The organism is Baekduia sp. Peel2402, from assembly GCF_052567285.1.
In genome coordinates, this window is the sequence record NZ_CP199582.1 from 5,160,174 (window position 1) to 5,172,185 (window position 12,012).

13 protein-coding genes are annotated in these 12,012 nt (G+C 70.7%); 9 read left to right on the forward strand and 4 right to left on the reverse strand.

Annotated elements, in window-relative coordinates:
• Window positions 1-33 precede the first annotated feature (33 nt).
• Window positions 34-1,518, reverse strand: a complete 1,485-nt coding sequence (locus ACT01A_RS25145; RefSeq protein WP_445149856.1) for an amidase — start codon at window positions 1,516-1,518, stop codon at window positions 34-36.
• Between the two features lie 134 nt (window positions 1,519-1,652).
• On the opposite strand from ACT01A_RS25145, the gene ACT01A_RS25150 reads away from it, so the two are divergent.
• Entirely contained in the window at window positions 1,653-3,068 is a 1,416-nt protein-coding gene (locus ACT01A_RS25150; RefSeq protein WP_445149857.1) for an MFS transporter, read from the forward strand.
• Between the two features lie 11 nt (window positions 3,069-3,079).
• Window positions 3,080-3,361, forward strand: a complete 282-nt coding sequence (locus tag ACT01A_RS25155; RefSeq protein WP_445149858.1) for a TfoX/Sxy family DNA transformation protein — start codon at window positions 3,080-3,082, stop codon at window positions 3,359-3,361.
• 319 nt (window positions 3,362-3,680) lie between these two features.
• Here the strand turns inward: ACT01A_RS25155 and ACT01A_RS25160 are convergent, their stop codons facing one another.
• Entirely contained in the window at window positions 3,681-4,370 is a 690-nt protein-coding gene (locus ACT01A_RS25160; RefSeq protein WP_445149859.1) for an SDR family oxidoreductase, read from the reverse strand.
• A gap of 26 nt (window positions 4,371-4,396) precedes the next feature.
• Here ACT01A_RS25160 and obgE point away from each other — a divergent pair, with 26 nt between their 5' ends.
• The 7 genes from obgE to rsfS all read left to right on the forward strand — a co-directional run bounded on the left by obgE (window position 4,397) and on the right by rsfS (window position 10,221).
• Entirely contained in the window at window positions 4,397-5,737 is a 1,341-nt protein-coding gene (obgE, locus tag ACT01A_RS25165) for a GTPase ObgE (protein ID WP_445149860.1), read from the forward strand.
• A 39-nt stretch (window positions 5,738-5,776) separates the two neighbouring features.
• Entirely contained in the window at window positions 5,777-6,859 is a 1,083-nt protein-coding gene (gene proB, locus ACT01A_RS25170) for a glutamate 5-kinase (RefSeq protein WP_445149861.1), read from the forward strand.
• A 70-nt stretch (window positions 6,860-6,929) separates the two neighbouring features.
• A complete protein-coding gene (locus ACT01A_RS25175) occupies window positions 6,930-7,391 on the forward strand; it encodes a hypothetical protein (protein ID WP_445149862.1) in 462 nt (153 codons plus the stop codon).
• 2 nt (window positions 7,392-7,393) lie between these two features.
• A complete protein-coding gene (locus ACT01A_RS25180; protein ID WP_445149863.1) occupies window positions 7,394-7,864 on the forward strand; it encodes a hypothetical protein in 471 nt (156 codons plus the stop codon).
• A 36-nt stretch (window positions 7,865-7,900) separates the two neighbouring features.
• Window positions 7,901-9,148: a glutamate-5-semialdehyde dehydrogenase gene (locus tag ACT01A_RS25185; protein ID WP_445149864.1), complete on the forward strand. Its 1,248-nt coding sequence runs from the start codon at window positions 7,901-7,903 to the stop codon at window positions 9,146-9,148.
• Window positions 9,126-9,782, forward strand: coding sequence for a nicotinate-nucleotide adenylyltransferase (gene nadD / locus ACT01A_RS25190; protein WP_445149865.1), 657 nt, complete (start codon window positions 9,126-9,128; stop codon window positions 9,780-9,782). The genes ACT01A_RS25185 and nadD overlap by 23 nt, the downstream gene beginning before the upstream one ends.
• A 19-nt stretch (window positions 9,783-9,801) precedes the next feature.
• Window positions 9,802-10,221, forward strand: coding sequence for a ribosome silencing factor (gene rsfS, locus ACT01A_RS25195; RefSeq protein ID WP_445149866.1), 420 nt, complete (start codon window positions 9,802-9,804; stop codon window positions 10,219-10,221).
• A 12-nt stretch (window positions 10,222-10,233) separates the two neighbouring features.
• Here the strand turns inward: rsfS and ACT01A_RS25200 are convergent, their stop codons facing one another.
• A complete protein-coding gene (locus ACT01A_RS25200) occupies window positions 10,234-11,334 on the reverse strand; it encodes a Dyp-type peroxidase (protein ID WP_445149867.1) in 1,101 nt (366 codons plus the stop codon).
• A complete protein-coding gene (locus ACT01A_RS25205) occupies window positions 11,328-11,771 on the reverse strand; it encodes a hypothetical protein (RefSeq protein WP_445149868.1) in 444 nt (147 codons plus the stop codon). The genes ACT01A_RS25200 and ACT01A_RS25205 overlap by 7 nt, the downstream gene beginning before the upstream one ends.
• Between the last annotated feature and the right edge of the window lie 241 nt (window positions 11,772-12,012).

A 12,012-nucleotide genomic window follows, 5' to 3' on the forward strand; every position in this document is an offset into this window, starting at 1 on the left:
CCGGCCCGCCCCGCCCGCACGTCGCGGGCGGGATCAGGCGGCGAGTGCCGGGCGCCGGTCCGCCCACGGTGCGGCCAGTTCGAGCTGCCGCGCCAACCGCAACAACAACTCCTCCGACCGCAGTCGCCCGATGAGCTGCACGCCCATCGGCAGGCCGTCGGGCGTCCAGTGCAGCGGCAGCGAGATCGCCGGACGGCCGGTCATGTTCGCGAGCTGGGTGTAGGGAACCCAGGCGAGATTGCGCTCGAGGATCTGGTCGACGACGCCGCCGAGGCGCATCACCCGCGTGGTGCGGGTCCGCAGCAGCAGCTCCGAGACGCGCTGCAGCGGCGCGGGCGTGTCGAGCGAGCCGATGCGGATCGGCGGCTCGCCGAGCGTGGGGGTGAGGACGAGGTCGTAGGTCGAGTGGACCCGCGCCAGCGCGGCGATGTACTCGCGGCGGCGCTCGTCGGCGGCCTGGAGCTCCAGCCCGCCGACCGCGCGGCCGAGCGCGGCCAGCAACCTGGTGTCCAACTCAAAGCCCTCGTCGCCGCAGCCGGTCTCGCGCTTGATTCGCTCGATCTCGATCGCCTGGTGCACGCACCAGATCGTCAGGAAGTCGCGGCCGAGCTGCGCGTCGTCGTGCGGCGGCTCGATCTCCTCGACCTCGTGGCCGAGCTCGGTCAGCAGCGCCGCGGCGTGCTCGATCGCGCGGACGGCCTCGGGGTGGGGCGTGGGGCGCAGCGCGGCGCGGGCGGTGAACCCGATCCGCAGCTTCTCCGGTGCCTGCTCCAAGCGCTCCAACAACGGCCGGTCGGGCAGCGCGGGGGCGTAGGCGCTCCACGTGTCCGGCCCGACGAGGACGTCGAGCATCGCGGCGCTGTCGCGGACCGTGCGCGAGACGACGCCGCTGGTCGCCAAGCCGTTGAGCGGCTCGCTGTCGCCCGGGCCGAACGGCACCAGCCCGCGTCCGGCCTTCAGCCCGACCAGGCCCGTGCACGCGGCGGGGATCCGGATCGACCCGCCGCCGTCGCTGGCCGCCGCGACCGGCACGATCCGCGCCGCGACCGCCGCCGCCGACCCGCCGCTCGACCCGCCCGGCGTGCGATCTAGGTCCCACGGGTTGCGTGTCGGCCCGAACAGCGCGGCCTCGGTGATGCCCTTGGACCCGAACTCCGGCGTCGTCGTCTTGCCGAAGATCACCAGCCCGGCCGCCTCCCACCGCTCGACGATCGTGCTCGTCTGCTGCGCCGGCCGCCCCGCTAGCGCCCGACAGCCCGCGGTCGTCGGCACACCGGCGATGTCCTGATGCAAGTCCTTCAACAAGAACGGCACGCCGGCAAACGGCCCTTCCAGCGCACCCGCCGCCCGCTCCGCAGCCCGCTCATCCAACCGCGTCGCAAACGCGTTGATCTTCGGGTTCAACCGATCCGCCCGCGCCTGCGCGACCTCCAGCACTTCAGCAGCCGACACCTCACCGCCACGCACCCGCTCGGCCAGTCCCAGGCCATCCAGCTCGACGTACTCCCGCTCGTCCATAGGGCGAGCAACCTACCGGGCGCGAAACGCCCCATCGGCCCAAGGCGGCGTGGGGCCGGTAATTGCCTTTGCAACAATGGGACGCGGTGTCCTCGACCTCCGCTGCCCCTTCCGCCGACGCTCGCGCTCGCACGATGACGCTCGTGCTGTGCTGCCTGGCGCAGTTCATGGTGATCTTGGACGTGTCGATCGTGAACGTCGCGCTGCCGTCGATCCGCGCGGACCTGGACTTCAGCGCGACCGGGTTGCAGTGGGTGGTCAACGCCTACACGTTGACGTTCGGCGGGTTCCTGCTGCTGGGTGGGCGCGCGGCGGATCTGATCGGGCGCCGGGAGGTCTTCGCGGGTGGGCTGCTGCTCTTCGGCTTCGCGTCGCTGCTCGGCGGGATCGCGCAGAGCGACGTGCAGCTGATCGGCGCGCGCGCCGCGCAGGGGCTCGGCGGCGCGGTCGTCGCGCCCGCCACGCTCTCGATCCTCACCACGACGTTCACGGAGGGCAAGGAGCGCAACCGCGCCCTCGGGCTGTGGGGCGCGATGGGCGGCGTCGGCGGCGCGACCGGCGCGCTGCTCGGCGGCATCCTCACGCAGACGCTGAGCTGGCGCTGGATCCTGCTCATCAACGTCCCGATCGGGATCGCGATCGCCGTCTCGGCGCTCGCGGTGGTGGTGCGCACCGGACCGCGCGATCCAGAAGCGCGCAAGTCCTTCGACTTGGCCGGCGCGCTCACCGTCACCGCCGGCCTGGTCGTCCTCACCTACGGGATCGTGGAGACCGACGTCCACGGCTGGGGCTCGGGGCGGACGATCATCACGATCGCGCTCGGCCTCGCGCTGCTGGCGACGTTCGCGTTCATGGAGGGGGCGCTCGCCACGCACCCGCTGGTGCCGCTGCGGATCTTCAAGAACCGGACGGTGACCGCGGCCAACCTGGTGGTCTTCTGCATGGGCTCCGCCGCGTTTGCCATGTGGTACTTCCTGTCGCTCTACCTCCAGCAGGTGCTCGGCGACGACCCGATCGACGCGGGCCTGTCGTTCGTGCCGATGACGCTGACGATCGTCGCCACCTCGCAGATCGCCTCGCGGCTGACCGGCAAGCTCGGCGCCGGGGCGGTGCTGAGCGGCGGCATGACGCTGATCGCGCTCGGGATGCTCGGGCTCAGCCGCGTCGACGCCGACGGCTCCTACCTCGCTGACGTCCTCGGGCCGAGCGTGATCACCGCCGCCGGGATCGGCTTCAGCTTCGTCCCGGTCACGATCGCGGCGACCGCGGGCGTGCGCGGCGCCGAGGCCGGCCTCGCGTCGGGCCTGGTCAACACGTTCCGCCAGGTCGGCGGCTCGATCGGCCTCGCGCTGCTGGCGACGATCGCCACCCAGCGGACGACCAGCGCGCTCAGCGGCCACGGCCCGGAGGCCGCGCTGACCGAGGGCTTCCGCTCCGCCTTCCTGGTCGGCGCCGGCTTCGCGGCGGTCGGCGCGGTGCTCGCCATGACCCTGCTGTGGCGCATCACCACGCCGCCTCGCCGGGTGGCGGCCGAGACCTCGACCCCGTAACCTTTCGCACAATGGCCGAGCGGTTGGAGGACGTGGTCAACATCGGGCCGGCACTCGCGCACGACCTGCGCGCGATCGGCATCACCGATCTCGACGCGCTGCGCGAGCTGGGCGCCGCCGAGGCGTGGATCCGCATGCACGCGTCCGGCTGCCACGACTGCCTGTCCTCGCTGCTGGCGCTCGAAGGCGCGGTGCGCGGCGTGCGCTGGATGCAGATCTCCGCCGCCGACCGCGACGCGGTCGTCATCGCGGCGCGCGAGAAGCTCGCGGCCGCGACTCCCGCGCACGCCTAGCGGTCGACTGGCGTCCAGCGCGGGCGCTTCGCGGCGTCGCTCGAGGGCGAACGAGTCGGGCTGGTCCGCGCGGTTCGGGGCCGAAGTGGTGTCGCGCGGCACGTTCGTGTTCCCATACGACACGAACATGCCGTTCGACCTCGAGTTGTGGCCCTATGAGGGCGCAAGGTCGCCCTCCTGTGCCCGCGAGCCGATCGCGGACGACACCCGACGGTGGCCACGCCAACTCGCGGGCACGCCGCGCGGCACCACAGGCGCCCGCGTTGGACGCCGCCAACGCTCGCGCTGCTACGCCGCCGCGACCGTCGCCACAGCGCGGTCAGCCCGCCTGCGCCGTGGGGCGGATCAGGATCTCGTTGACGTCGACGTGCGGCGGCTGTGAGACCGCGTACATCACCGCGCGCGCGATGTCGTCGGGCTCCAGGCGGCCCTCGGGGTTCGGGTTGTCGAAGAACGGCGTCTCGACGCCGCCCGGCTCGATGACCGTCGTACGGATGCCGGTGTCGTTGAGGTCCTGGCGGATCGACTCGCCCATGCCGGTGACGGCCCACTTGGTCGCGGAGTAGAGCGAGCCCGGCATCGCCTTGCGGCCGGCAACGGAGCCGGTCAGCAGGACGTGGCCCTTGGACTCCTTCAACGCCGGGATCGCCGCGCGGACCGTATAGGCGGCGCCGAGGACGTTGGTGAGGACCATGGAGCGCCAGTGCTCCGGGGTCTCGTTCAGCCAGCCGCGGGAGGCGCCGAAGCCGGCGTTGGCGAAGACGACGTCGAGGCGGCCGAAGGTCTCGGTGGCGGCGGCGACGAGCGCGACGTTGTCGTCCCACTCGGTCACGTCGGTCGCCACCGCGAGGGCGCGGTCGGCGCCGCCGAGCTCGTCCGCCAAGGCCTCCAGCTTGTCGGTGGAGCGTGCGCCGAGGACGAGTCGGTAGCCGGCTTGCGCCGCCGCGCGGGCGGTCGCGGCGCCGATGCCGCTGGAGGCGCCGGTGATCAGAAAGACGGGATCGCTCATGGTCCGACTACCGTATTGCCTCGGAAATGCTGTACGACAAGGCGCGCATATACGTCCAGGCGGGCGGTGGCGGCAACGGCTGCATGTCGTTCCGTCGCGAGGCACACGTCCCGAAGGGTGGCCCCGACGGGGGCGACGGTGGGCACGGCGGTGACGTCGTGCTGCTCTGCGACGACTCTCTCCGCGACCTTCAGACCTTCAAGCGCAAGGCCCATTACAAGGCCGATCGCGGGCGCCACGGCGAAGGCGCGCTGCGGCATGGGGCCGACGGCGGCGACCTCGTCGTACGCGTGCCGCCGGGCACGCAGGTGACCTCCGAGGAGACCGGGGAAGTCCATGACCTCGTCGTGCCGGGGACGCGCGTGGTGGTCGCGCGTGGCGGTTCCGGCGGCAAGGGCAACAAGAAGTTCGCGGGGGCGACGCGGCAGGCGCCGCGCTTTGCCGAGCGTGGGCTGGACGGCTCGGAGGACTGGCTCGCGCTCCAGTTGAAGCTGTTGGCCGACGTCGGGCTGGTCGGGCTGCCGAATGCGGGCAAGTCCTCCATGTTGGGTCGGATGACGCGCGCGGCGCCGAAGGTCGCCAACTACCCGTTCACGACGCTCGAGCCAGTGCTCGGGACGCTCGACGGCGACGACCGCCAGTTGGTGCTGGCCGACATCCCGGGGTTGATCGAGGGCGCCGCGGGCGGCGCGGGCCTCGGCCACGACTTCCTCGCGCACGTGGAGCGGACGCGTCTGCTTGTCCATGTCCTTGACTTGGCGCCGCTGGACGGCTCGGCGCCGGAGGACAACTACGCGACGATCGAGCACGAGCTGGCGGAGTACGACGAGCGGCTCGCGTCGCTGCCGCGGATCCTGGCGTTGAGCAAGGCCGATCTGGTGTCCGACGAGGAGGCCGAGATGGTGGCCTCGATCTGGCGCGAGCGCTTCGCGGCCGAGCTGCCGGCGCGCGAGGAGTGGGAGGAGTCGCTGGAGCCCACGCCGGTGCTGATCACGTCGTCGGCGACCGGCCTGGGTCTGGACGAGCTGCGTACCGAGCTGTTCCGGCGGGTGCCGGTGGTGGAGGAGGCGGTGTTGCCCGCCGACACCGAGGACCTCGAGGAGCACCGCACCTTCCGCCCGCAGCCGCGCCGCCGCAAGGCGGAGTTCGAGATCGAGCGCGACGAGGACGAGAACGTCTGGCGCGTGGTCGGCGAGGGTGTCGACCGCCTGATCGCCCGGCACGACCTGGAGAACATCGACGCGCTCGCGCACGTCGAGCGACGCCTGCATCGCATGGGCGTCATCCGCGTCCTGGAGGAGCGTGGGTTCGAGCCAGGCGATGACGTGGAGATCGGCGGCATCGTCTTCGAGCTGGATCCCTCGTAGGCTTCCGGGCCGCTGCCTATGGCCCGCTACGTCATTAAGTTGGGAAGTGGAATCACCGCCGCCGACGACGGCACGCTCCGCGTGGAGGTGCTGGAGGCGATCTGCGAGGAGGTCGCTGCGCGGCGCCGTGCCGGCGACGACGTCGTGGTGGTGTCCAGCGGCGCGATCATCCGCGGGCTCGACACGATGGGGATCGCGGGGCGGCCTTCGGCCATCGAGGATCTTCAGGCTGCGTCGGCGATCGGGCAGGGGCGGTTGTTCCGGTTCTACGACGAGCTCCTGGCCGCTCGCGACGTGACCGCGGCGCAGGTGTTGTTGACGTTCTTCGATTTGAGTCACCGCACCCATTACCTCAACGCCCGCCAGGCGCTGCGGCGGCTGCTGGACTGGGGCGTCGTCCCGATCATCAACGAGAACGACACGACCGCGACCGACGAGATCACCTTCGGCGACAACGACTTCCTCGCCGCGCAGGTCGCGATCCTGGTCGAAGCCGATCGGTTGGTGCTGCTGACCGGCGTCGACGGCGTGTACACGGCGGATCCACGGACGAACCCCGGCGCCGAGATCGTCCGCGAGATCACCGACTTCGAGGCGCTGTCGCAGCGCGCGGCGATCGGGGAGTCGACGAGCGCGCTGGGCTCCGGGGGCATGCAGTCCAAGGTCGTCGCCGCCGAGATGTCCACCGCCGCCGGCATCCCCGCCGCGATCGTCAATGGCCTGCGCCCCGACGCGTTGCCGCGCGTGTTGAGCGGCGCCACCGACGAAGGCACCCACTTCCCGGCCCGCGACCTCGGCATCTCGAGCTTCAAGTTGTGGCTGCGCTACGCCAAGCCCGCCCACGGCACCGTCACCGTCGACGCCGGCGCCGCCCGCGCCCTGCGCGACGCCGGCACCTCCTTGCTCCCCGTCGGGGTAACGAGCGTCAGCGGCAACTTCTCCGCCGGCGACGCCGTCACCATCCACACCGCCGCCGACAACCGCCTCCTCGGCAAAGGCATCGCCAACCTCTCCGCCGCCGAGCTCCGCCGCGTCCTCGGCCTCCAGTCAGCCCAGGTCCGCGACGTCCTGCCGCACGCGGCCGAGGAAGCGATCCACCGGGACTACTTCGTCTTGGCGTAGCGTCTGAGTCGGAACAGGGGGTTGGCGATTTTTGTGGTTTTTTGCCAACCCCTTCGGTATCTTGGCGCTGATGTCACCCGTCGAAGAGCTCGTTCACGACCTCGTGGATCTGCAGGTGGCTCAGCGGTCAAGCCGCGGTGAGCCGCGCGAACGCATGCGCAAGGTCGAGGTTCGCGTCCGCCGGCGCGTGGGGCCGTCGGTCCCCAAGACCGTCGCCGCGCGCGTGCTGCAGGTGAGCGTGCCGACCCTGGACAAGTGGATTGCCCGCGGGCGCATCCCGACGCTGCGCAAGGCCAATGGGCAGCGTGCCGTCCTGCTTCCCGAGCTCGTGACGCTCGCCGCCGCCGTAGAGGAGCTGCGGGCCGCCGGCCAGACCGAGGGCGTGGTCGCCGCCGCGCTCCTGCGTCTCGAACAGCACGACCCGGTCTTCCGCGCAGGCTTCGACGAGCTGTACGGCGACGCGCTCGACGCGATGTCGCGCGAGGATCTCGTCCCCGCTGTCATCCCAGACAACTTCGGCCCCGACGACTGAGGGTGCCGACGACGGACGACGAGCCGTTCGCGGTCGTCATCCCACCGCCGGTCCAGGTCGAGGTCGAGAAGCTCGCCGGGCGAAGCGCTGGCTATGGCGATACGCGGAGGCTTCTTGGTCAGGATCCCTGCCAGCCCGCCCTCAAGGCCTATCGGTTGAGTGGGCCGCTGGAGCCCGTCGTCTGCGGCGTTCGGTTGAAGCGTGGATACCGGCTCGCCTTCACGACCCAGCCACCGTTGGTGCCGAAGGAGGACGCGCGGAGGAGAGTCGTCGTGCTCTACGTCGGCAAGCGCGAGCCGGGACATCGGGGCGACGACGACGTGTGGGACCTCCTGCACGACCTCTTCGGCACCAAGAACCCTCCTGTGGGACACGACAAGCCGCCGTGCTGTGCGCAGCAGCTGCCAGAGATCAGAGACGAGGCGCTCGACGCGTTCGTCGCGAAGCTGCGCCGCGTCCAACGTGGCCGCTGAGTGGGCGAGACGGTCGTGTCCGACTACTCTTTCCCCATGGCCATCGCGACCCCGTCTGTGACCGACGTCTGCCGTGCCGCGAAGACCGCGAGCCGGAAGCTGGCGGCGCTGCCGACGGCGCAGAAGGACGCGGCGTTGCTTGCCATCGCCGATGCGCTGGAGGCGCGGGCTGACGAGATCATCGAGGCGAATGCCCGGGATCTGGAGGCGGGGCGGGAGAGTGGTCTCTCCGACGCGTTGCTGGATCGGTTGCTGCTCGATCCCGGCCGGATCGGCGCGATCGCGCAGCAGGTGCGGGACATCGCGGCTCTGCCCGACCCGGTCGGCGAGGTCATCGATGGGTTCCGGTTGCCGAATGGCCTCGACGTCGCGAAGACGCGGACGCCGCTGGGCGTGGTCGCCGTCGTCTACGAGGCGCGGCCGAACGTGACGATCGATGCGGCGGCGCTGTGCCTGAAGTCGGGCAATGCGATTGTGTTGCGCGGCAGCTCATCCGCGACGCACTCCAACGCGATCCTGGCGTCGATCGCGGCGGACAACGCGCCGGTCGAAGGCGCCGTCGGCCTCGTCGCCGGCGGTGGGCGCGAGGAGCTGAAGGAGCTCGCGACGCAGGACGACCTCGTCGACCTCATCATCCCGCGCGGCGGCGAGGGGCTGAAGAAGGCGCTGACGGAGGTCGCGACGGTCCCGATGATCTTCGCCGCGTCGGGCAACTGCCACGTCTACGTCGACGCCGACGCGGACCTCACGATGGCCCGCGACATCATCATCAACGCCAAGACGCAGCGCCCGGGCGTGTGCAACGCCGCGGAGACGCTCCTGGTCCACGAGGACGTCGCGGCGCAGTTCCTCCCGAGCGCCCTCGAAGCGCTCCGCGACGCCGGGGTCGAGCTGCGCGGCGATGACGCCGTCCGCGCCCTCGACCAAGCGGTGCTCCCCGCCACCGACGAGGACTGGGACACCGAGTTCCTCTCGCTCACCCTCGCGGTCAAGGTGGTCGCCGACGTCGACGAGGCGATCGACCACGTCAACGCCCACGGTTCGGGGCACTCCGAGGCGATCGTGACGTCCTCATACGCCTCGGCCAGAAGCTTTGAGCTCGCCGTTGACGCCGCCTGCGTCTACGTCAACGCCTCGACACGCTTCACCGACGGCGGCGAGTTCGGGTTCGGCGCCGAGATCGGCAACTCCACGCAGAAGCTCCACGCGCGCGGCCCGATCGGCCTGCGCGAGCTGTGCTCGTTCAAGTACGTCGTCCGGGGTGACGGGCACGTCCGCTCCTGACGCCGGGCCGGGCCGCCTAGGCGTCCTCGGCGGCACCTTCAACCCGCCGCACCTAGGTCACCTCCTCATCGCGCAGGAGGCGTTCGACCAACTGAAGCTCGACCGCGTCCTGCTGATGCCGGTTGCCGTGCCGCCCCACAAGGAGGCCCACGGCGACCCCGGCCCGGACGCCCGCTACGCCATGTGCCAACTGGCGATCGGTGCCGACGAGCGCTTCGCCGCCTCTGATCTGGAGATCCGCCGCGGAGGGCCGTCCTACACCGTCGATACGCTCCGCGCACTACATGCGACGTATCCGGGAGCGGAGCTGACGTTCATCGTGGGAGGCGACATGGCTGCGAGTCTCCCGACGTGGCGCGACCCTGCCGAGGTCGTGTCTCTGGCGCGCTTGGCGGTGGCCGAGCGCGAAGGCGCGGCCCGTGCCGATATCCTGGATCGGCTGGCGACGATCCCCGGCGCTGCCGAGCAGGTCGAATTCTTCAATCTGCCGCGCATCGACTTCTCGTCCTCGTTGGTCCGGCGGCGTGTTGCCGCGGGTCAACCGATCACGTACATGGTCCCCGAGCCGGTGGCCAAGTACATCGAGCAGCACGGGCTCTACCAGAGCCCAGTAGAGAGCCCCACATCCGCATGACACGAGAGGAAGCGTCGTCTTGCCCAGCAGCCAGAGCGTCACGATGACCGACCACCAGCACAACGAAGAAGACCTGACCCCCGAGCGCCTCGCGCAGCTCGCGGCCTCCTACGCGGCCGACAAGAAGGCGATCGACCTACAGGTGATCGACCTGCGGGGCGTCTCGTCCTACACAGACTTCTTCGTCGTCTGCTCCGGCAACACCGACCGCCAGACCAAGGCGATCCACGACGCGATCCACGAAGGCCTCAAGAAGGACCACGGGCAGCTCCCGCGGCGTGTCGAGGGCGTCAGCGAGTCGCGCTGGATCCTGATGGACTACTTCGACATCGTCGTCCACGTCTTCGTCCCCGAGGTGCGCGAGTTCTACCGGCTCGAGCAGCTGTGGGGCGACGTGCCGCGGCTGGACGTCGAGCTGCTCGACGTCCCGCAGCGCTAGCACGGCGCGCGCTCAGGCGGTCCCGGCGGCGAGCTGCTTCAGCGCCGGGATCGACGGGCTGAAGAAGTAGTCGCCGCCGGTGGTGAAGACCCACTGATGCATGTCGGTGGGGTTCGCCTGTCCCGGTAGGTGGAACTGCCGCGGCTCTTTCTCCTGGCTGATGATCGGGTCGTGCCCGTCACCGGACTGCGGGAAGTTGTCGTTGTTGACCCAGACCTTCTGGATGAACGCGAACCCGCGGCTGATCGAGGCCTGGTAGCAGAGGAAGAGCAGCCCGCGGTCCTGGGTGTCCGGCACGGGCCCGCCGCCATAGGGCTGCTCGACGCCGGGCTCGACCTCAGGCCCGTACGGGATGCCACGGCGCAGGATGCGGCGACGGTCGGAACCCGCCTGGCCCGGAGGCGCCTGGTCGCGGGGGTTGGTCTTGCGGACGTGCGCGGGCCGCGGGACCTTGTCGCCGCCCGGATCTCCGCCGTAGGTGAAGTCGTTGATCTGCGCGTCCTCGAGGACCTGGGGATGCGCGTCCTGGGACTCGTTGGCGACCGATGGGTCGGCGAGCGACGGGTCGACGCCGGCCGGCAGGGCCGGGACCGGCTCCATCGCGGCGCCGCTCTTCCACCGGCCGACGAGCTTGGCGCCGAGCTGGTCGGGGTTGAGGCCGAGGCCTTCGGACGCGCCCTTGGTGAACGCCTCGAACCCCAGGACGTCCTGACGCAGCCGGCGATAGACCAGGAACGAGCCGTCCTTCGCCCATGGTGGCATCGGCGCGGGCAGCGGCGGCGGAGGCGTGTAGCTCGACGGCGCCTCGGGCGGCGGCCCTTCCTGCTGTTCGGGCTCGCCGCTGACGTGGCCGGCCTCGTCGGCGTAGCCGATCAGGAACTCGCCGGGCTCGATCGACTTGGCCGGGTTTTTTGAGGAGGTCGTCAGCCCGCGGATGCCCGGCTGCGAGATGCCGTCCTTGTAGCCGAAGTGCTCGTGGCCCTTGAACTCCTTGGGGCGGACCTTGCCGTCCTGGACGCCGAGCTCGACGATGCCGTGCGCGTCGAGCTTCTCCTTCAGACGGTCGTAGGCGTCGGCGAGGTCGTGCTGGTCGTCGGCGCCGATGATCACCATCGCGTGAACCTGACGTTCGAGACCGGTGAACGGCGGCAGCCAGGCCTCGGATCCGACGCACCGACGTCGCCGAGCGCCGCGGCCTGCGCCGCCATGCCGAGCCGGAAGTCCTCCGGGAACGCTTCGAGGCCACTCGGGGCCAGGATCTCCAGGCCGGGCTGGGTGAACGCGATGTTGGTCCACGCGGCCTGGATGATGCCGCGCTCGCCGCCGCGACGGACGCGGATCTCCTTGTACAGGTCGTTGAACTGCAGGACCGCGTAGCCGTCGGCGATGCTGGGCTCCAGCGCGGTCAGGAACGTGCGAGCGGCGTGCTGATTGGGGAAGCCGAGGAAGACCAGGCGCTCGTGGTCCTTGTTGAACCCGATGATGTTGCCCTGGATGGCGTGGACGTCAGGCGTGGCGGATGCGGGCGGTGACTGCTGTGGGGTGCTCACCGCGCGAACGTACCAGCGGGTCCGAGCCCGGACGTGGCCGTGTGTCGGGGCTGGCGCGTTGGCGCTCGGTTGCGTAGGGACCGTGCCAGCTGGATCTGTGACACCGGATCGCGGGGCGTGCTTTGTGCCCGGGCCTACAAGTTCTCGACGGTGAATCGCGGCGCCCCGGTCAAGAACGTGAACCGGCGTGCGACGTAGGGTCGGTCGTGTCCGGGCCGCGGCTTGCAGTCCGGCGTCGAAA